Below are 20573 nucleotides of genomic sequence, written 5' to 3'. Positions count from 1 at the left end.
GAAGTATTTTTCGAAGAGGGTCACATAGTTTACTGCTTATTCTAATGGGTATCAGTTAAGAAAAATGCCATTTAGAAAGGATGGGGAAGATGATCAACGCATTATTTCTGAACTGTTCGCTGAAAAGCGGGAATGAGCAGTCTAATACGGCTGCATTGATGGACGAGGTCATTGATATTTTTGAGAAAGAAAGAGTAGAATCCGAAGTTGTACGATTGGCAGATTATAGAATTTCGTATGGAATAACACCTGACGCTGGAGAAGACGACCAGTGGCCGGAGATCTTCGAAAAGGTAAAACAGTCTGATATCGTCATAATCGGGACGCCGCTCTGGCTGGGTGAAAAAAGCAGCATCGCCACACTTGCGATAGAACGCCTGTATGGCGGGAGCAGCCTGACAAACGAAAAAGGACAGTATCTCTATTATAATAAAGTCGGCGGGGCTATTGTAACGGGGAACGAAGATGGGGCTAAACATGCTTCAGCCTCCATTCTTTATGGACTGTCCCATATTGGATTTACGATTCCGCCAAATGTGGAAACCTACTGGGTTGGAGAAGCTGGTCCTGGTGCTTCCTATATTGAAGCAAATGGAAAAGAAAATGAATTCACCCAGCAGCATGCAAGGATCATGGCATACAATCTACTCCACTTTGCCAGACTATTAAAAGAGCGGCCAATTCCTGCAGAAGGTAATATAATAGAATAGCATTCTTATTGAGACCCTTCCAATGATATTAACTTAGTGGAAGGGTTTCATTTATATCCCGGAAGCGAGAGTGGATATGGTAAAATTCTCTTCATAAACAGTCTGTGGCAGTCTTATGAGGGGAGTGGTTCTGTTGGAAATGAAACTGGATAAAGAAATTGGAAAAGAAGCATCTGAACTGATTATGGATCATCTTTATAATATGGCTCTGCATTCACCGCCTGAAAGCAGGCATGCTCTGAATATAGATGGGTTGAGACAGCCGGACATCACTTTCTGGAGTGCATGGGAAGGGAATGAACTGGTTGGCTGCGGGGCACTTAAAGAACTCGACCCGGAGCATGGGGAAATCAAGTCGATGAAAACATCCCCTTCACATTTAAGAAAGGGTGTTTCGAAGAGTATTCTTCTCCATATCATTTCAGTGGCAAAAGAACGCGGTTATCTGCGCTTGAGCCTTGAAACAGGATCGATGGCAGCATTCGTGCCCGCAAGGAAACTGTATGAAAGCTTTGGGTTCACGTATTGTGAACCATTTGCCAGCTATAGAGAAGATTCAAACAGCATATTCATGACAAAGGAAATATAGAAGAAGGCCCGTCCCTCGTCGCGTTACCAAGTTACTGCATAGAGGGACGGGCCTTGAAAATGAGTCCTATTGCAAACAAGAAATATGGTAGGTTATACGTAATGAAAGTTTTCAATAGAGGAGGCAACCAAGGATGGATCATACATATGGATTGGACACGGAGCTTTTTTCAGAATTATGCGGGAAGAAGGAAACGTTTTGGCCGAACGGCCTGTTAAAACCTTTTAGCCCTGTTGAATCGGAGGACATCATAGAAGCAGAACAAAGGCTTTTACGATTTGCTCCATATCTGAAAGAAGTGTTCCCCGATACCAGGAAGGCGAACGGAATCATCGAATCACCCATTAGATACTTGCCAAGGATGCAGGAGGTCATGCAAAAATACTATCAAACAACCATATCAGGTAAGCTGATGCTGAAGTGTGACAATCAGCTTCCGATTGCGGGATCCATCAAAGCACGCGGCGGTATTTATGAAGTGCTGAAGCTGGCTGAAACACTGGCATTGACACACGGGATAATAGAGAAAAATGATGATTATTCTAAATTAGCAAGCAGCACGTTTAAAGATTTTTTCTCCCAATTCTCCATCGCTGTCGGATCAACCGGCAACCTTGCATTGAGTATCGGCACAATGGGGGCTGCACTTGGTTTTAGAGTGACGGTGCATATGTCACAGGAAGCAAAGCAATGGAAGAAGGATCTTCTCAGAGAAAAAGGTGTCGGGGTAGTAGAACATGTAAATGACTTTTCCTATGCGGTGGAGGAAGGAAGAAAGCAATGTTTGAAGGATGAGAAATGTTTCTTCATTGACGATGAAAATTCGATGGATCTGTTCATGGGTTACGCTGTGGCTGCGTTAAGACTCCAAAAACAGTTGAAACAAGAAGGCATCAAAGTAGATCGAGACCACCCACTCATCGTTTATTTGCCTTGCGGAGTCGGCGGCGGACCCGGCGGGGTGACATACGGGTTGAAACATGTATTCGGGGACCATGTCCATTGCTATTTTGCTGAACCGGTGAATTCCCCTTGTATGCTGCTCGGGCTTGCTTCCGGAAAACATGAGGCCATTTCTGTCCGGGATATAGGTTTAAGCAACAAGACAGAAGCGGATGGATTAGCGGTCGGCCGTCCTTCAGCCCTGGCAGGGAAAATGGTTCAGGAACTCCTGAACGGGGTGTACACGGTCAGCGATGAGAACCTTTATAAAATGCTTGCTCTTTTACATGAATCAGAGTCAATCTCACTGGAGCCTTCTGCATTAGCAGGTATGATCGGCCCGGCCATGCCCCAAATAAGGACTCACCTGAAATCACTATCATTTACTGACGATCAGTTAAACCGGGCAACCCACCTGGTATGGGCAACAGGGGGGAATCTGGTCCCGGAATCCATCATGCACGAATACGTGACCAAAGGAAAGGGGTATCTTTAATGGGCTAAAGGCCCGTCCCGCAGTGCATTAACGCGTTACCGCAGCTGCCACTGTGTTGACTTTTTCAGGCGGCCGGCATACAATAATGATGTAAAATTATCTTTGTATATAAAGGGAGTATGTTATATGTTAGGTGTCGTTCTTAACTAACCGTGAAATGAATACGGACATTTTGCCGGCATTCGTCTTTTGAAAATAAAGGCGGATGATACGCTTATTTAGCTGTGCTTGCAAAATGTAGTTAAGAACAATGGTCATAGCCTGTACATCCCCTTTTACTTTAGGAGAGCTGTGTCTTTTGTGCACAGCTCTTTTTGTGTACAAAAAAGCGTGTGTAGTGACACGTGTATTTCCATGCAGCCATAAAAGGGACCTTTGTATACAAGTCATGAAGACCACAATGGACATTGTTCTGTTGTGGTCTATTTTTATTTATTGGAGGAGAACACATTGAACGAAAAAACATTTCTAACATTGGAATTTCACCGGGTGAAAGAAGAATTGACGAACTTCGCCCTCACTGAGGAAGGAAAAAAAGAAATTTTGAACATGATGCCATCAACGAACAAACGACAGATCGAGATGCGTCTCGATGAGGTGACAGAAGCAGTGGAGATCCTTGGAAAAAGTGCCAGCGTGCCGATTCACGGTATGGACGGTGTGGGAAAAATCGTTGCCAATCTAAACAAAAGCGTCCCATTAAGGCCTGATCAATTGTCCGGTCTGTACTTTTTTCTAGACGCCTGCAGAAAGTTGAAGAAATTCATGACCGACAAGCAATATATCGCACCAAGGGTGTCGGCATATGTATATTCCATCGAAGACATACCCGAAGTGGCCGATGAAATCAACCGCTGCATCAGGAACGGACGGATCGATGATTACGCAAGTAAAGAATTGCTGCGTATCCGAAAGCAGTTAAGTATCCAGGAAGACAGGTTGAAAGACAAAACTCAATCAATCGTCAAATCAGCCAAGTACAAAACATTCTTGCAGGAGGCAATCGTCAGCCAGCGGAACGGCCGGTACGTTCTTCCGATCAAAAAGGAATACAGAGGAAAAGTGAAAGGGGCTGTCCTGGATTCATCCGCATCCGGTTCCACCATCTATATCGAACCGGAAGAACTGAGCGTCCAGCAGGATCAGTTGCTCATGTATAAACTGCAGGAAGATCAGGAAATTGAAAATATCCTATGGGCATTGACCGGACTTGTACAGACCTATGAACCGCAGCTAAAGCTCGCAATCGAAACGATGGTTCACTATGACGTCCTTTTTGCAAAAGCGAAATTCAGCCGCTCGATTGATGGAGTGAGCGCAGGAGTCAACGAAAGTCACAGGATTCATCTGAAAAATGCCGTCCACCCGCTATTAGGAATGGAAGCTGTACCGCTGACAATCAAGATGGGAGATACGTTTCACGCTTTGGTCATCACTGGTCCGAACACAGGAGGGAAGACGGTCACCATCAAGACGGTCGGACTGCTCACCCTCATGACACAATGCGGTCTCCACATTCCGGCAGATAAAGGAAGTGAAATCAGCATCTTTGAAAAGATCCTGCTGGATATCGGGGACGGGCAAAGCCTGGAGCAAAACTTGAGCACATTCAGCTCCCACGTAAAAAACATCATCGAGATTCTGAAGGATACAAACGACCGGACGCTGGTCCTTCTGGATGAGCTGGGATCAGGCACAGACCCGATGGAAGGGATGGGGCTTGCAACCGCAATCCTCGATCAGCTATACGAAAAAGGGGCGACTCTGCTCGCGACGACTCACTACAGTGAAATCAAGCATTTTGCAGAAGAGCATGAGGGATTCATGAATGGCAGTATGGAATTTAACATCGATACCCTGCAGCCGACATACAGGCTCATCGTTGGAAAAGGCGGGGACAGCCAGGCATTCTCCATTGCCTTGAAGCTTGGCATGCATCCGGCCATCATTGAAAAAGCACATAGAATCACTTATCGGGAATCGAAAACATACAGTTCAGATGAAAAAGACTTTCATGCGATAAGGGAAATGGAGAAGCAGGTTATCGTCAACAAGCACCAAAAAAGGGATCACAGCAAAAAAACACAGGCCCAATCAACCGTGACTCCATTCTCAAGAGGCGATAATGTCAAAATCTCACCCGCAGGAGAATTGGGCATTATCTACAAGGGGCCTGATGACATGGGATGCTACACTGTCCAGGTTAAAAATGAGAAACGGGTGATTCCGCACAAACGTTTATCTCTTTATATCTCAGCGGCCGAATTATACCCGGAAGGTTATGATTTCGATATCATCTTCGAAAGCAAAGAAAACCGGAAGAAAGATAAACTGATGGAGAGAAAATTCGTGGAAGGGTTGACGATAGACAGGGAATAGGGACGCAAGTGCGGGAAAAATATCTCCCTGATTATGAACTTTCCAATACTTCATATACGCTTTAACTTGTTGAGGACCTAAACTGATAAGAACTTACCGGACAAACAAGCTCCTGGTGAGAAAAGAGCCATGAAGGTCATCACTCAAAGAAGTAGTAAGTATTGAAAAAAGATCTGCCGGGTAAGGATGAGTGCCTTACCCGGCAGATCTTATTTTAATCTATCAACTCAAATAATACATACTTTTCATTGTTTGTTTTCGCCACGAGATAGTGATCTTGCCCCTTTACTCTAAAGATAGTGGATCCCGCTGCCAGCGTATTTGATGAAAAATCTTCAACTGGATGATAATTCCCATCAATTTGTTCCTTGATCTTGCCAAGCTGTTCCCCAAGCGTTACCTTTTTCTTAGCGTCGAGCCGTAAATATTCTTTTCCCTCAATCACCATCATCGGTCCATCACCGCATAATTCATAAGCTGTTTCATTCCCATTATTACAACCACTTACTATCATCATACAAATCATCAATAGTGCCAATTTCTTCATCGTTATCCTCCTCAATCAATTTTATTATCAAAGATATTCATGCTTGTCTTCGTACATGCAACTTTTTAAGAAAGCGGTGCTGTTTTGACGTCTATATTGAAGGCCCGTCCCAGCGTGCGTTAACGCATTAACGCACGCTGGGACGGGCCTCTGCTGGGGAAGGGTTTGCAATGTATAGGGGTTGGAATTTCTGGAATAATAACTATCAAAATTCTGGAGGTATGTGCATGTTTCGCAAATGTTTAGTAGCTATGTCCCTTTTAACGGTTCTATTGGCCGGACAGGCTGGCACGGTTGAAGGTGCAGACCAGCAGCTGGATTTCAGTCAGGTTACATATATACAATCAGAAACAGAAAGAAATCTTAAATTAGAGACAGCATTGAAGGAATTATTCGATGTACAGGACGGTGGCAGCATACGCTATTTTTACAACAGGATTGACCTGAATAATGATCAAATACCGGAAATATTTGCGTTTGTCACCGGCCCGTTCGTTTGCGGTACTGGAGGCTGCAGTGCCGCCATTTTTCAGGAGGCAGACAACAAGTATAAATTGGTATCCCGCTTTAGCTTGGTGAGGAACCCCATTCTAATAAGCGATAAAGAAACAAATGGATGGAGAGATATTATCATGTTATTTCAGGCGGGGGTATTGAGGGAGCGTATCGGGAACTTGTATTCGATGGAAAAACGTATCCATCCAATCCATCTATTCAGCCAGAAATAAAAGAGGGTAAAATAACTGGGATTGGAATTATAAACGATGATCTTACACAAAACAAAGGAATCGAACTATAGAAGAGCAGGGAAAGTTCCTCTGTCCTTCTTTTTTTCTGACCAAAAAACATTGGGGAAATCACCGATTTTTGAAATAATTGGTATATAATTATAGACAATATATCAACAGGGAAGCGGTGACATAATGAATTTTTACATAGCATCAAGCTTTAAAAACATCGATAATGTCCGTTATATCAGTGAACAGCTGAAAGCTGCGGGTCATAATCAAACGTATGACTGGACCAAACATGGCCGGGCTGCTTCATTTGATGAACTGAAAGAAATCGGGCAGAAGGAAAAAGAGGCTGTCATGCAATCGGATATGGTCATCGTGCTCTTGCCGGCAGGAAAAGGGAGCCATATCGAATTGGGGATCGCACTCGGCCTGAATAAGAGAATCATCCTTCATTCACCCCGTGGAGAAGTGAATGACATTTCTGAAACAAGTACTTTTTATCACTTAGCGGAGGTAGAGAAATTTCTCGGCGACAAGGATGAGTTAGTGAATTTCATTTTGGAAAAAGATCCCCGCGCTCTATTGAAATAAGATTTAAACCACTATATAGAAAATGCTCAGAATAGGGGGGATTTTATGTATGGTACCGAGCCAGCTTCATGGTTAACGTTCGTTCTGATCCTGTCCAATATAACTATCGTGCTATTTTTATATAATAAAGGAATAAGGAAGCTGCTGAAGGTTGAGAGGAAGAAATTTTGGTCTGATCATCACGTGAATGACACACACAAGAAAATTGACCGGATTATCAATGCGGTTTTTATTATGCTCATGGTCATAGTCATTTTTTCGAGTGCCGAAAACGACCCTGCTGAGGGTATCTGGTTGTTGAAGCCTTATATCCTTCCGTTCATCTTCCTCATTGTATCAGAAGCGGTCAGAGCATGTATGGAAAAGAAATATGCTGAAAATAAAAACGATTATCTCTTCACCATCAGTCAATTGGTGTTTACTTCTGTATTATTGGTGGTCCTGATTGGCACGGATTTTGGGGGATTGTTTGGATAGGGGAAAAGTAAATAGAGATAGGGTGAGAACATGTATACTGCCAAAGAAAGAGATCAGTATTTTACAAGTATCATCAGTCAATTAGAGTCTTCGCATTTAATTGAAGGGATCGTCCATATAGGCTCGGGGGTTGCCGGATACAAAGATGAACAATCGGATATCGATTTAATGGTGTCCGCTGCAGCCCTTGCCGATGTGGAAAAAGCCAAGTCATTCCTGCATCAGTATTTCCGAGAAATCGGGTCTGTCTACATAAAGGAATTGAAGTTAAGAGAGCATATCTACCTTATCATCGCCTTCCTGGAGAACGGTCTCGAGTTCAATGTATCGATTCTTTCCAGGGATTTATTAAGTGTCAAGTCGCCTTTATGGAAAGTCGTTGTGGATAAGACAGGGAAGGTAACAGAAAAGATGGAGGCTGCCCATAAGCATTTTGAACATAAAAAATATGACTTCAGCGAAGACGTTGCTTTCGATTTCATTTACAGCATGAGGAAATTCCAAACAGAACTGAAGCGTCAGAACTTTATCTATGCCTTAAAAATGCTTGAGACGATGAGGGATCAAACACTTCGGCTCCAAGCCCTGCTTGAAAACAAGAAACTCCATCAGTTCAAGGCGTATGAAACACTGGATTCGGAATTCATATGCAAGTACCTTGAAACCTATCCAAATCAAATCAACGAGGAAACGTTATTAATATCCGCTGATAGATTGAAAGAGTTGTTTTTTGACACAATCAACCGCAGTAAATCTCATTCAGTGGATGAAGGTCTTACTCGTATTTTGAAGTAATGATGTTTAATTAAAAAATTCTTTAAGCGTTCAATGCTTATAAAAAAACGACTCGTTCACCATGAACGAGTCGTTTCTCTATCCCTGACCCTAAAACGGATTCGTCGCCCACTGCAGCGACTGCTTGATGAATATCCTTGGATGCAGCTTCAACTGAGCCACCATATGTTCCGAAAGATCTTCAGGCTGCATATATTTCTCCTTGTCTGCTTCATCCAGCTTGTCCCCGAAGGTCAGATCCGTTGCGACAAGGCTCGGATTCAATGTCATTACCCGGATATTATGTTTCCGGACTTCCTGCATCAGTGCTTCCGTCATACCTTGAACAGCAAACTTTGATCCGCTGTATGCTGTGCTGTTCGCGGTGCCCTTCAATCCGCTGCTTGAAGAAATGTTGATGACGTCCCCTCCGTTTTTCTCGATGAGCTGGGGCAGGACGGCACGGGTAACATGATAGGTTCCGAAGACGTTCACCTCGAACGTTCTCTTCCAATCTGCCGGATTTATTTCAAGGAACTTCCCGTATGTACCAATACCTGCATTATTAATCAGGATATCCGCTGGGCCCAAGGCGTTTTCAAGTGAAGAAACGGCTTTTTCCACTTGGTCCAAATCTGAGATATCCGCTGCTGCGACACTGGCATTCACACCGAGCGATCTCGCTTCCTCTGCAATTTGTTCCAATGCACTTTCAGTCCGTGCAATCAATCCTACATGGACTCCTTCCCGTGCAAGCTCCAATGCAGTCGCTTTTCCGATGCCGCGGCCGGCTCCGGTGATATAAGCTGTTTTTCCTTTAATCGATTGTGCCATGGTTACACTCCTTTCAATTTGCCTATCTAACGCAAGTGTACGGGGGATGGGGGTGAGAAGCAAACATTCTACTCATTTCATTAAAAAACACTCATGTGAAAACTAAGGATGAGGGTAACAGGCTCTGTTTTAATATCTGGCTAACGTGTTAGTTTAGTCTCCAAAGTTGAAAGATCTGAAAATGAGGTAATCCTTATTAAACTAAAGAACAGGTTAGGATGTTTGGATGCACAGGATACCTTATCCTTTGTAGAGTAACTAAAGATATAAATAAGGGGAAATTTTTCCGTTAATCTGCTGGAGCTCGCTTGGATAGGGGTAAATAAGGGGAAAATTTTCTTCTATTCTTGCACAGATCCCCAATTTTGATGTTTTTTAAGTAAATAGAAGTAAAACGTTCCTTTATTTTAACTGTTTTCAGTTCGATTTCTTCATTAAGGGAAATTTCTCCCCTTATTTAATTATCCAATGTTACTGATGCTTTCATCTGGCTCAAGGGGTTCACCTTTCGTTCACTTTGTCGGGTAAGATTAACTGTAATTGCATCTGCAATGACTTCCACATTTTGCGGTGTAGATTGCAATTTTGTACTCCAAAAGAGAACCCATCGCTTGTTTTCGAAAGGTAATATGGATATTTATGTTAAAATAAGCATAGAGGTTGTGAAGGGGCGTTCTTCAACGGGCAGGAGAAAAAGCATACCGGAGTATATTCTTGTTTATTGGGTGAATGTTTTTGAAAAACACAAAGTTAAGAACCATATGGATTATTCCTAACGTATGTTGTTACTTAATTCTGGTTGGATTATCAATATGGGTAGCGGCTAATAGTGAAGGATTACAAGAAATCGATAGATTATCAATATATGTTATATTTATGATTTTACTATTCTTAGTGTCAGTATTCGGTAGCTACCGTATTTGGAGATGGGTAAAAGAAGGGCAAATGTAAAAGGTGCTTATCCAATGAAAGGGGGCGGTTGTGGAACAAGCAGCCGCCCTCTGTTCAAGTAACGGGCAGGTTTGTTGAAGAAGGAAAAATGGTTGATCGAAGCGAAAAGGCAGTAGGGAATAAACATAATATATTTGTACAAGGAGACAAAATGACAGATAAACAGATTGTTTTAGTTGCTAGTGTTTCAATAATTAAAGATGAAGAAGTTTTAATGATTAAAGAAAACAAACCAAATGTAATAAATAAATGGAATTTTCCAAGTGGACACATTGAAATGGGAGAAGACATTCCTTATGCAGCCAGGAGAGAAGTGAAGGAAGAGACGGGGTTAGATGTAGAACTTACATATACAACTGGTGTTTACAACTTTATTAGCAGTTTTAAAGATCAAGTTATTTTGTTTCATTTTGTAGGGCAGGTTATTGGGGGTTCAATTAATCTTGAAGAAGATGAAATTATAGACAGTGCCTGGGTGAAGGTGAGTGAATTAGTAAAGGCAGATGATGATAAACTTCGCGACCCAAGTGCTATAAAACAAATAGCAAATTGTCTTGTTAAAAAAAATTACCATCCCATTAGTGTATTCCATAAACAAATTAAATAAGGGTACTTGTTAAACTCAAGGGGGCGTTTGTGGAACAAGCAGCCGCCCTCTGTTCAAGTAACGGACAGGTTAGCCGAACAAGAGCTTTTGGCAAGATTAAGGTAAAATTATTTAATGGATTTTTTGGAAGGAAGATGTATTTTGCTTTTCTTATATGCAATTCTATTCTTATTGTTTGGATATATCTTTATCCTATCTTTAATAAAAGCTATTAAAGACGAAGTATCCCCCCATCTTGTAGCTTTTATTTTTATGGTTTGGGCTTCTTTCTCAATAATTGTTACTGTCAATTTAATAAGTATGTAAAACTCTTTGTTGAATTAAAGGGAGCGTTAATTCAAGATGTCATTAAAACAATTACAAGTAATGGTCCAGTACATAAACTGGACCATTTTTATATACAAAAAAACCGCATTTTGCGGTGCAATTAAGCGTACAGTTTACTTTGTGAGTATAAGTCTTGCAATAGGTAACGGAACCCGTTATTTAGATAAGTGCTCTTTTTCTTTTAATCATTCCCATACGTATTCACGCGGGTCTGTTTTTCAGCCTGATCTTTCTTCATCGCATTCTCCGACGAATCAGGCATCTTCATTCCCGATTTCTTGTCAAAATAAATCGCCACACCTGCGACGGTGAGAATCGGAATGATAAAATAAAGCCAAATCATGATCATACCCCCTTTTATTCAAATTCGATTTTTTCAGGAAGTTCCCGATTTTTATGTGTCTCGTGAAGGAAATCTTTCAATTTCTCCACGGATTGCCCGCTCAATTCATAGGTATTTGTATCTTCTCCGGGTAAAAGACTTTGGATATATCCTTTTTGATCCTGCGAAAGCCAAAGATGATAGTTTTTAACCTTATTGTCTGTACTGATATACTCATAGCGAAGCAGCGGCTCCGTTGTAATCACTTTTTCCATTTTCCGTGCCCGTTCTGATGCGCTGACGAAAGTGTTGACGGCTTGGGGCTTTTCATAAGTCATTTCATATGAATCTTTCCAAAAGCTAATGGAAACTGAATGGATTTCGTTAGCCTTTTCATTCATCATCGGCGTTTGTGGAGGGATCATGATATAAAAAGCCAATCCAATAAGAAACATTACGCTAAGTATTGAGATAAAAGCGCATTTCTTTCTATTCATCTTCAACTCTCCTCGAGAAGCAACTTCAACCTAATTTTACCATAAAAGGGAACGGTATTTTTACCCCAATCCTAAAAAAGGTCAAGCCGATTAACCTGTTTTCCTTGTTATCTATGTCTATAACCTTCCATTCGTTTCCATTATTTTCACACTCCCTATTTAAGACCATTGCTTCATTTTCAAAGCTTGTGAAGGACAATTTCCAACAAGTATAGAACCTACTAGTATAAGGACCTTTATATTACTTTTAGGGTAAGGAGGTGAACAATGGACGTATTGTAAAAGGGGTTTCTGTTTTATTTTCCGAATATTCCTTCTTTTTAACGTTTTGTAAGGGTTCTTAACACATTCATAGACAAAGTGTCTAATGAATCGTAATCTTTTTCGACATAAAATGAATGATACATCTTTGAAAAAATCCAATCAGCGGGAAGCCTTATCAGCCCCGCATAACTCTAGGGGGAGATTCTTTCAATGTCCATTAATGGTGATCGTTTAAAGAAGCATCTTGAGGAGCTTTCAGAAATAGGGAAAATTGGTGAGACAGGTGTATGCCGTTTGGCACATTCAAAGGAAGACCGCGAGGCGGTGGAAGTGGTAAAAGGCTGGATGGAAGAAGCAGGCTTGTCAACGAAGATCGATGGCTTCGGGAACTTGATTGGAAGAATGGAAGGTTCACAACCGGACAAGCCAATCCTCATACTGGGCTCACATATTGATTCACAGCCATATGGAGGAAGATTCGACGGTACGGCCGGTGCTCTCGGTGCGATCGAAGTCGTCCACAGTATGAAGGAGAAGGGCATAACGCCGCATCGGACCATTGAAGTGATCTGTTTCTCCGATGAAGAGGGCAGCCGTTTCAATAAAGGGATCTTCGGTGTCCGCGGGTTGGCTGGAATGCTTGAAGAAGGAGAACTCGAACGCAGGGATAAACAGGGGGTCACGAGAAGGGAAGCGCTGAAGGAATTCGGCGTCGAGCCGGATCTTTCCCAAAGCCCGGTATATCAAAAAGGGGATATTGCCGCATTCCTGGAGTTACATATCGAACAAGGGCCAGTCCTTGAGCAGAAAAACAAGCCGGTTGGGATCGTATCCGGTATTTCAGGCCCAATCTGGCTGACGGTCACACTTGAAGGGTTTGCCGGACATGCTGGATCCGTTCCGATGCCGATGAGGCAGGACGCCCTTGTCGGCGCATCTGAAATCATCCGTAAATTCGATGAACTCGTCAAATCGGAAGGTACTGATACGACAGTGGGAACGGTCGGCAGTATGCAAGTCTTCCCGAATTCGAGGAACATCATTGCAGAGAAAGTGGAGTTCACGGTAGACCTTCGTGATATCGACCTGGAAGCACGCACCCAACTCGAAGAAAAGCTTTATGAAATCATTGAAGGGACCGCCAAAGAATATAACCTGAAATATGAGATTAAAGAAGATACCCGCAGTGAACCGAGGTATTGCGCAGATTGGATCAAGAACATCATGAACGAAGAAGATGGGAAGCTCGGCTTCGATTCACCGACTTTGATGAGCGGACCTTTTCACGATGCGCTGATCATGTCTTACATCAGTGATTACGGGATGATTTTCGTCCGCTGCGAAAAAGGGATCAGCCATAATCCTCTCGAGTTCGCGGAGATGGAAGACATCGAAAAAGGAGTGCAGCTGCTATACGCAACAGCTGTCCGCATCAGCCAATCATAAAACAGGAGGTGATGAAGTGAGTCCCACAATGCTCTTCATAAATGGAGAAGTGGTCACTGTTGATTCTGTATTTTCTGTAAACGAAGCGGTGGCCATACAAGGAAATGAAATTCTCGCAGTAGGCACGAATGAAGACGTACTGGCATTAGCAAATGAACAGACTAAAATCGTGAATCTAGAGGGCAGAAGCATCCTCCCCGGTTTCATCGATGCCCATGCACACCTAGAGCTCTATGGTACAAACAGACTGGGGGTGAATGGCAAAGAAGCATCCAGCATCGACGAACTTATTGGGAAACTGAAAGAAAAAGAGAAAACCACCCCGAAAGGAAAATGGATAAGAGGATGGGGCTATAATCAGAATCATTACGAGGAAAGAAGGCATTTAACCAGGTGGGATCTGGATCAGGTTTCAACCGAGCATCCGGTCATCGTCGTAAGGACTTGCGGACATATTTCCTGTGTGAACAGCAAAGCCCTTGAGCTTGCCGGGATCGACTCCCAATCTGAAGACCCTTCCGGCGGAAAATATGTCAGGGAAAACGGGGAACCGACAGGCCTATTGTTGGAAGCCGCCCATATGAATATGTTCCTTTTTGCCAACTTTTCGGAAGAGGAGGTGCAGCAAGGGCTCTCGCTCGCATCCGAAGATTTTTTAAAAAAAGGAATCACTAGTGTTCATGATGCAGGAGGTTACGGGCCCGGACACATCCGCTCCCTTCAAAATGCTGCTGCATCAAAGCGTATAAAACAAAGGATTTATGCTCTCTACGGATCCCTGCATGACTCTCCCGGAATGGTCGAAAAAGGACTTGCAAGCGGCATCGGGACAGGACTCGGAGATGAATGGATGAAAATCGGTCCTGCCAAGGTTTTCATCGATGGAAGCAGCAGCGGTCCTACAGCTAAGACAAGGGAGCCGTATACAAGCAATCAGGAAGATTCCGGTATTCTTTACCTGGATCAAGAGGAGTTGAATGAATCCCTTGGAAGCGCGCATGGAGCAGGCTGGCAGATAACGGCGCATGCCATTGGGGACGAAGCGGTTGAAATGATGATTGAAGCCGTCCGGACTGCACTTCAACGCGATCCGAGGGAAAATCATCGCCATCGGATCGAACATGCCGGCATGACCCCAGAAGATCTCCTCCGGAAGATGAAAGAGCTGAATATCATCCCCATTCCCAATCCCGCGTTCATTTACGAATTCGGTGACGGCTACATAAGGGACTATGGAGAGAGAGTGAATGTGATGTTCCCATTAAGGAGTTATTCGGAAATGGACATCCCTTTCGCCATCGGTTCCGATAGCCCGATCACTTCCGTGGATCCGCTTCACGGCATATACACTGCAGTCACCCGAAAGAGTAAATCAGGTGAGGTGGTAGGTGCGGGGCAGCGGATAACCGTCCAGGAAGCAATCAAGGCCTATACGTGGAACGGGGCTTATGCCAGCTTCGAAGACCACTTGAAAGGCAGCATTGAACCAGGAAAGCTTGCAGACCTTGTTGTCTTGAATGGATCTATTTTGACATGTGAACCGGAAAGATTAAGAGAATTGAGAGTGGAAATGACGATCTTGGATGGAAAAATCGAATACGCGGCGAAAAAGGAGGGCGTCATATGACCAAAAGCACATTTACTAAACTGTATTGCATTTCTCTGGGTATCCCGTTTCTGCTGCTTATCTTCCCTTTGTTTTCCATCGGGAATAGGGCTGCACCTGTCGTAATGGGCATGCCGTTTTCAGTGTTCTGGGTGATCCTGTGGATCATCATCACCTTTTTAATCGTACTTGTTCTATACCGGATCGATCCGGACAAAGATGAAGAGGGGGCAAACTGATGGCAGATTGGCAGATTGCAATGTTCATGATGATCGGCTACTTGGTGATCGCACTCATCGTGGGTGTGATGGCAGGCAGGGGGCATGATAAGAATTCACTGGATGAGTTTACAGTTGCAGGCGGGGGGCTGGGACTTATCGTGATGTGGTTCCTTATGGGAGGGGCTGTGTTCAGTGCCTTTTCATTTTTGGGTGCTCCCGGATGGGCGTACTCCAAAGGCGCACCTGCACTATATATTTTAACTTATACTGCATTTGCCATTCTGCCGTGGTATATTATCGGTCCGAAGATTGGAAAAATCGGGCGCAAGTTCAATATTTATACGGTAGCAGGATTTATGAAGAAACGTTACGGAGGCAAGGCGCTGCCGATCTTGATCGGTGTCATTGCCCTGCTCGCCTCCATTCAATACCTTGCCACGCAAATGAAAGGGATGGCGTACATATTCAATATCATGACGGAAGGGCGAATCCCGTTATGGCTTGGTGCCCTGCTGGCGTATGGAATTGTAGTGGTGTACGTCGCAACAGGCGGACTCCGGGCAGCAGCGTGGTCGGACGTCTTCCAAGGACTTTTGATGATCATCATTTCCTGGGTCGTAGGCATGGCCATCGTCAATCAGCTGCATGGCAGTGTAGGAGAGATGTTCACGAACCTCGTTCAGGAAACCCCTCAATTCCTGGAAATTGGAAATGAAGGATCGACCATGTCGGGGACGGCCTATACGACAACAATCCTTGTCTCCCTCATTGGGTTCTTGATGTGGCCCCATCTGTTCTCGAAATCATACGCCTCCAATGCCCGTACGATCAAGAAGACAGTATTGGTGTACCCTGTATTTGCCCTCTTCTTGATCCCATTGTTGTTCGTAGGTTTTTCTGCAGTCAACGTGGTGAACCCGGCAGATATCGGGGCTCCGGATGAAATTCTTCCTTATCTGATCACCACCGTCCTCAGTCTTCCGGGCTGGGTGTATGGACTCGTAGGGGCAGGTGCATTGGCTGCAGCCATGTCGACAGCCGATGCGATCACGCACAGTGCGTCGCTTGAATTTACTGACGGAGTCATCAAGAACATAAAGCCCGACCTTCCTGATAAAACGACATTGTTTCTCATGAGAGCCGGCGTCTTCGTTGTCGGGGGACTTGCCTATGTCATCACAGTATTTGGGGGACAGGGACTCATCGCCCTTCTTCTCGGGGCCTATGGATCCATCGTCCAATTCGCCCCGGGGGTTTACGGGGCACTCTATTCGAAAAAAGTGACCGCACCGGCCGTCATCACTGGTCTCGTTGTCGGGACATTCGTCAACTACTACTTCCAGCTTGTAGCAGAAACCACGCCGCTCGACATCCACGCGGGGATCCTTGGACTGATCTGTAACATCATCATCGTTGTCACTGTCAGTTCATTCACCAGGCAGAAAAGCGTGAAGATGGCGGAGGAGTATCGTAATATCGGATAAAATGATAAACGCAGAAATCGGGCGGAAACAATGATGTTTCCACCCGATTTTTTTATATTCTGACAAATGATGAGGGCATGTATGTTAAAATCAAACCGAGACAAAGGAACAAATAAAGGAGCGTCCCAGCGTGAACAAAATCAAAAACTTGGAGTCCCCTGACAATATAAGAATCATCGTAATCTCCGACATCCACGGGGAATTGGAGCTATTTAAGGATTTATTGGAAAAGGTGCATTACAGCCATGAAGACTATTTAATCATCAATGGTGATCTTTGTGAAAAAGGAAGCAATAGTCTAGGGGTTGTCCGGTACATAATGGATCTATCAGCCACCCACTCAAACATTCATGTCACAGAAGGCAATTGTGATACGTTGGTGGAAGATCTATTGGAAGAAAACCCTAAATTACTAAACTATTTGACAGCGAGAAAGCATTCCATCATCAATGAATGGCTCGGGCAAATCGGATTTGCCCTGAATGAAGCGACAACGATCCAGGAGATAAAGGAGCGATTGATACATCACTTCTCAAAAGAAATGAAGTGGTTAACGGAATTACCGACTGCGATTGAAACAGAGGACTATATTTTTGTTCATGCAGGCCTTGAAGAGAAAGAAGATTGGAAGGACACGGATCGGATAACGGCCATCACTTTACAATCGTTCCTCGATAAATCACATCTTGCAGACAAATATGTAATCGTCGGTCACTGGCCGGTCGTAAACTACTCTTCGGACATTTCTTCACATAATCCAATCATCGATGAAGGTAAAAAAATCATCGCCATTGATGGCGGGAACATCATAAAAAAGACCGGACAGCTGAATGCCTTTATCATAAATCGAACGACAGATGGAGATGTCTTTTCCTATACATATACCGACAAGTTTCCTCTTTACGCAGTGATGCAAGATTTTCAGGCGGAGCCAGTGATGACCGGCTCCATTTCATACCCTGCTTATGAGCTTCAACCCCTTCAAAAAGATGAACATTTCACGATTTGCAAGCAGGAGGGGACCAACGAGAAGCTCCTGGTGAAAAATGAGTATATACACCAAGATGAAGATGGGAACTTCACTGCAAAATCCGATGTTTCCTGTGCGCTGATCAGCGTGGAAAAAGGGGACATCGTCTCCCTTATGGACGATACCTGTTCTGGATTTGACTTGGTGAAAAAAGATGGGATGTCAGGGTGGGTTCCCAAAGGCATTCTCCAAAAGTTTAATAAGAGTGAAAAGAATGAACAAAAAATCGATAATCAAGTGAAATGCTGCTAGCAGGAACCATTTGAACAATACCAAAATATGATTATATACTTCTATAACACTTCATTTTATAAACAAGCGTTATCTTCAATGGATGAATATGGTAACATAGTCTTAGGAAATATTTTCTTACTATTGCGTCATTCGGAGGGAGGACAGAGATGATCCCAGCTAAAGCAAAAACAGATCCCTTTCATATCAGCAAAATAAGAGAGAAGGACATGGAATCCATCATCGAATGGTTCGAACGGCACCAGCAATCGTTCTACACACTCGGCTGGTCATATCTAAGGAACCAGCAGCAAATGGAGGAACTTTTTTACCGTGCCATCACTGCCGCACATGAAGGGCTGCCGCGTTTTAAAAAGGACACTCCATTCGAAACATGGGCTTCTTCTATTTTCATACAGTCCTGCCGCGAGCTCTCCAAAGAGGATCAGGGGCAGGATGCAAAGAGAACTGAACCGAGGCAGGATGTATTCGATGCCTTGGATCATTTGGGAATGCATGAAAGAGAAGCTATTGCGTTGACATACCTGAAGGGTTTTACTATGGAAGATTCATCCCGTATTCTCCAGGTTGATGTTGAAACGCTGGAAGAACGGATCTTTTCCGGTATCCAGTCATTAAGAAAAGAGATGGGCTACGGATCACACTTCGCAGGCTGTCGTGATTACAAAAAGAACTATATCGATTATTTAGGAAGAACCCTCGGACGTCCCGAGAAAGTGGAACTTGAAATACATATCTATCATTGCCCGAACTGCCAAGAGGATCTTGCTGCATTCCAGGATGTCACGCTGACTCTTACAGGAATCACTGAAGATTTTCAAGCGCCGCCGGGGTTCATGGAGAAAGTGAAACACCGAGTGATGGAAAACGAAAAACGCAGGCAGCTGAAGAAAAAGAAGCGTAATCATATCGGGCTTGCGTTTGCCGGAGTTCTTGCTTTGCTGTTGTGCACAGGTTTTGTAACCGGCAGCTTCACTAGCCTCTACTACACGTGGACAGAAGACCAGGAAGAGTTACGTACCTATCTTCAGCATGACCTTGGAGAACGCTTGAATTTGGAAGCGGAAAGTGAAGGGGTGGTCATCAGGATCAAAGGTGTGGTTGCCGACGATATTCAGACACTTGTCTTTTATGAAATCACCGATACGAAAGAAGACAATCAATATGCGATGAATGTCCATGATGGGGTTTTCGTACAGAATGAAGGTGAAATCATGGACCGCTCTGCCAATCCAAGGTACGGACCGCCCGTCACACATTCGGATCGTCATGATGAAACGAACGTGTATCAGGGCAAGATGAATCTGCTGCCACTCACCGAGGATAGCGGGACCGTTGAATTGAAGATCACCAGACTGCAAAAGTTGATTCGGGATTCTGGTGATTCTGATGAATTAAGCCGCTTGGGTTCAGAGGAAATGGAATTTGCCCATGGTGATTGGAGTTTCGAGATTCCGGTGACAAAACAATCCTCAGTCGAACATGAATTGGCTCAAGAAACAGAAATTGAAGGCATCCCTGTCCGTTTCGACAAACTCATCATTGCTCCTACAGCGACTATCCTGCAATATAGTTTTAAACTTGGGCAGCCTGAAAAGCAAATTGGTATGCTCAACTTTGACAGCATACAAGCGGGGGATAAAAAACTGGATGCCGATTTGTATGGCAGTAACTTCGTGGAGGCATCTGGAAATATGGATTGGAATACACTTCAAACACATTTTGAATCGTTATACGGTGAAAATGTGAAGGAGCTGGATGTCCAGTTTGGGTCGATGCATTTGACAGTCCAAGATCCCAAAACCATTGAACTCGATCCTGACCAGGGATATCCCCAAACCTTTGAGTACCTGGGAAGTACCATTTCAATCGACAAGGTGGAAGTGGGTTTCCCTACCAAAGTCGTCATCAGTAACCATGATTTGAAAGACAGGCAATACGAATCTCTTCAGTTCCGCGTTACTGGTGAGAAGGAGAATGAAAATGACACTATTTCGATGTCAATGGGGATGAATTCAGAAGGGGTCCTGGTGGACAAAAACGGAAAGGAATATGATATCCGCAAAGGACCTTACAGATTTGAGGAACTGGACCAGCCGCGCTATTTCCACACTATTCAAACCTTTGAAATCTTTAATGACACTTCTGGAGAAAAAGTAATACCGGCCAAGCTTGAGGTTGAAGGATATAACACGACGAAATATTTGAATGAAAAGGTAAAAATAGAGTTGTAAAAAGACATGAATTGGATAAGTAGGGGGATCTGTCCGGTGATGGATGGGTTCCTATTTTTATGGAGGGTTAATAAATGACAAACTACGGCAAAGGGTTATTCGAAGGGACAGCAGGTTACTTCTCAAAATACAGACCACTCTATCCCTCTTTCCTCGTTAGGTTCCTCGTCAACCGATTCTCTTTGAATGGAGAAAAAAGAATGCTGGATTTAGGATGCGGAACAGGTCAGCTTACCATCCGGTTTTCTGATTAGTG

The 20573-nt window shown here is 43.7% G+C and carries 20 protein-coding genes; 16 read left to right on the top strand and 4 right to left on the bottom strand.

The features are described from left to right. Positions 1-80 precede the first annotated feature (80 nt). From HWX64_RS10975 to HWX64_RS10960, 4 genes are all read left to right on the top strand, one after another. Positions 81-710: a flavodoxin family protein gene (locus HWX64_RS10975; RefSeq protein WP_303049472.1), complete on the top strand. Its 630-nt coding sequence runs from the start codon at positions 81-83 to the stop codon at positions 708-710. Between the two features lie 133 nt (positions 711-843). Continuing rightward, positions 844-1299, top strand: coding sequence for a GNAT family N-acetyltransferase (locus HWX64_RS10970; protein ID WP_175989473.1), 456 nt, complete (start codon positions 844-846; stop codon positions 1297-1299). A gap of 133 nt (positions 1300-1432) precedes the next feature. Further along, the gene (locus HWX64_RS10965) at positions 1433-2737 is read left to right on the top strand and encodes a D-serine ammonia-lyase (RefSeq protein ID WP_175989472.1); all 1305 of its coding nucleotides are present in this window, start codon (positions 1433-1435) and stop codon (positions 2735-2737) included. Between the two features lie 450 nt (positions 2738-3187). After that, positions 3188-5116, top strand: a complete 1929-nt coding sequence (locus HWX64_RS10960; RefSeq protein WP_175989471.1) for an endonuclease MutS2 — start codon at positions 3188-3190, stop codon at positions 5114-5116. Between the two features lie 214 nt (positions 5117-5330). Here the strand turns inward: HWX64_RS10960 and HWX64_RS10955 are convergent, their stop codons facing one another. Next, positions 5331-5663: a hypothetical protein gene (locus HWX64_RS10955; protein WP_175989470.1), complete on the bottom strand. Its 333-nt coding sequence runs from the start codon at positions 5661-5663 to the stop codon at positions 5331-5333. 227 nt (positions 5664-5890) lie between these two features. Here HWX64_RS10955 and HWX64_RS10950 point away from each other — a divergent pair, with 227 nt between their 5' ends. From HWX64_RS10950 to HWX64_RS10935, 4 genes are all read left to right on the top strand, one after another. Continuing rightward, positions 5891-6391: a hypothetical protein gene (locus HWX64_RS10950; protein ID WP_175989469.1), complete on the top strand. Its 501-nt coding sequence runs from the start codon at positions 5891-5893 to the stop codon at positions 6389-6391. Positions 6392-6586: 195 nt separating this feature from the next. Then, positions 6587-6991, top strand: coding sequence for a group-specific protein (locus HWX64_RS10945; protein WP_175989468.1), 405 nt, complete (start codon positions 6587-6589; stop codon positions 6989-6991). Between the two features lie 45 nt (positions 6992-7036). Next, positions 7037-7468, top strand: coding sequence for a DUF4181 domain-containing protein (locus HWX64_RS10940; RefSeq protein ID WP_175989467.1), 432 nt, complete (start codon positions 7037-7039; stop codon positions 7466-7468). Between the two features lie 30 nt (positions 7469-7498). After that, entirely contained in the window at positions 7499-8263 is a 765-nt protein-coding gene (locus HWX64_RS10935; protein WP_175989466.1) for a hypothetical protein, read from the top strand. Positions 8264-8353: 90 nt separating this feature from the next. Here the strand turns inward: HWX64_RS10935 and HWX64_RS10930 are convergent, their stop codons facing one another. Then, positions 8354-9076, bottom strand: a complete 723-nt coding sequence (locus tag HWX64_RS10930; protein ID WP_175989465.1) for a 3-ketoacyl-ACP reductase — start codon at positions 9074-9076, stop codon at positions 8354-8356. Between the two features lie 979 nt (positions 9077-10055). Here HWX64_RS10930 and HWX64_RS10925 point away from each other — a divergent pair. Then, positions 10056-10634, top strand: a complete 579-nt coding sequence (locus HWX64_RS10925) for an NUDIX hydrolase (RefSeq protein WP_254871095.1) — start codon at positions 10056-10058, stop codon at positions 10632-10634. A gap of 508 nt (positions 10635-11142) precedes the next feature. Here the strand turns inward: HWX64_RS10925 and HWX64_RS10920 are convergent. Continuing rightward, positions 11143-11304: a hypothetical protein gene (locus tag HWX64_RS10920; RefSeq protein ID WP_175989464.1), complete on the bottom strand. Its 162-nt coding sequence runs from the start codon at positions 11302-11304 to the stop codon at positions 11143-11145. 14 nt (positions 11305-11318) lie between these two features. Further along, the gene (locus HWX64_RS10915) at positions 11319-11780 is read right to left on the bottom strand and encodes a hypothetical protein (RefSeq protein ID WP_175989463.1); all 462 of its coding nucleotides are present in this window, start codon (positions 11778-11780) and stop codon (positions 11319-11321) included. 474 nt (positions 11781-12254) lie between these two features. On the opposite strand from HWX64_RS10915, the gene HWX64_RS10910 reads away from it, so the two are divergent. From HWX64_RS10910 to HWX64_RS10880, 7 genes are all read left to right on the top strand, one after another. After that, a complete protein-coding gene (locus HWX64_RS10910) occupies positions 12255-13490 on the top strand; it encodes a Zn-dependent hydrolase (protein ID WP_175989462.1) in 1236 nt (411 codons plus the stop codon). A 16-nt stretch (positions 13491-13506) separates the two neighbouring features. After that, positions 13507-15117, top strand: a complete 1611-nt coding sequence (locus HWX64_RS10905) for an amidohydrolase (protein ID WP_368495579.1) — start codon at positions 13507-13509, stop codon at positions 15115-15117. Beyond that, complete coding sequence (locus tag HWX64_RS10900) at positions 15114-15335, top strand: DUF3311 domain-containing protein (protein ID WP_175989461.1); 222 nt, start codon at positions 15114-15116, stop codon at positions 15333-15335. The genes HWX64_RS10905 and HWX64_RS10900 overlap by 4 nt, the downstream gene beginning before the upstream one ends. Then, positions 15335-16801, top strand: a complete 1467-nt coding sequence (locus tag HWX64_RS10895) for a sodium:solute symporter (protein WP_175989460.1) — start codon at positions 15335-15337, stop codon at positions 16799-16801. The genes HWX64_RS10900 and HWX64_RS10895 overlap by 1 nt, the downstream gene beginning before the upstream one ends. A 130-nt stretch (positions 16802-16931) precedes the next feature. Next, positions 16932-18083, top strand: coding sequence for a metallophosphoesterase (locus tag HWX64_RS10890; protein ID WP_175989459.1), 1152 nt, complete (start codon positions 16932-16934; stop codon positions 18081-18083). Positions 18084-18232: 149 nt separating this feature from the next. Then, a complete protein-coding gene (locus HWX64_RS10885) occupies positions 18233-20317 on the top strand; it encodes a sigma-70 family RNA polymerase sigma factor (RefSeq protein WP_175989458.1) in 2085 nt (694 codons plus the stop codon). 74 nt (positions 20318-20391) lie between these two features. Next, complete coding sequence (locus HWX64_RS10880; protein WP_175989457.1) at positions 20392-20571, top strand: hypothetical protein; 180 nt, start codon at positions 20392-20394, stop codon at positions 20569-20571. The last annotated feature ends 2 nt before the right edge of the window (positions 20572-20573 follow it).

This window comes from Bacillus sp. Marseille-Q1617, from assembly GCF_903645295.1.
GTDB lineage: Bacteria > Bacillota > Bacilli > Bacillales > Bacillaceae_B > Rossellomorea.
The sequence above is the reverse complement of the archived record's forward strand: the minus strand, read 5'-3'. Positions and strand labels throughout refer to the sequence as shown.

Coding starts and splice junctions, on each gene's coding strand:
- HWX64_RS10975 (WP_303049472.1), top strand. CDS start 81: ATGGGGAAGATGATCAACGCATTATTTCTGAACTGTTCGCTGAAAAGC.
- HWX64_RS10965 (WP_175989472.1), top strand. CDS start 1,433: ATGGATCATACATATGGATTGGACACGGAGCTTTTTTCAGAATTATGC.
- HWX64_RS10955 (WP_175989470.1), bottom strand. CDS start 5,663: ATGAAGAAATTGGCACTATTGATGATTTGTATGATGATAGTAAGTGGT.
- HWX64_RS10950 (WP_175989469.1), top strand. CDS start 5,891: ATGTTTCGCAAATGTTTAGTAGCTATGTCCCTTTTAACGGTTCTATTG.
- HWX64_RS10945 (WP_175989468.1), top strand. CDS start 6,587: ATGAATTTTTACATAGCATCAAGCTTTAAAAACATCGATAATGTCCGT.
- HWX64_RS10940 (WP_175989467.1), top strand. CDS start 7,037: ATGTATGGTACCGAGCCAGCTTCATGGTTAACGTTCGTTCTGATCCTG.
- HWX64_RS10935 (WP_175989466.1), top strand. CDS start 7,499: ATGTATACTGCCAAAGAAAGAGATCAGTATTTTACAAGTATCATCAGT.
- HWX64_RS10930 (WP_175989465.1), bottom strand. CDS start 9,076: ATGGCACAATCGATTAAAGGAAAAACAGCTTATATCACCGGAGCCGGC.
- HWX64_RS10920 (WP_175989464.1), bottom strand. CDS start 11,304: ATGATTTGGCTTTATTTTATCATTCCGATTCTCACCGTCGCAGGTGTG.
- HWX64_RS10915 (WP_175989463.1), bottom strand. CDS start 11,780: ATGAATAGAAAGAAATGCGCTTTTATCTCAATACTTAGCGTAATGTTT.
- HWX64_RS10910 (WP_175989462.1), top strand. CDS start 12,255: ATGTCCATTAATGGTGATCGTTTAAAGAAGCATCTTGAGGAGCTTTCA.
- HWX64_RS10900 (WP_175989461.1), top strand. CDS start 15,114: ATGACCAAAAGCACATTTACTAAACTGTATTGCATTTCTCTGGGTATC.
- HWX64_RS10895 (WP_175989460.1), top strand. CDS start 15,335: ATGGCAGATTGGCAGATTGCAATGTTCATGATGATCGGCTACTTGGTG.
- HWX64_RS10885 (WP_175989458.1), top strand. CDS start 18,233: ATGATCCCAGCTAAAGCAAAAACAGATCCCTTTCATATCAGCAAAATA.
- HWX64_RS10880 (WP_175989457.1), top strand. CDS start 20,392: ATGACAAACTACGGCAAAGGGTTATTCGAAGGGACAGCAGGTTACTTC.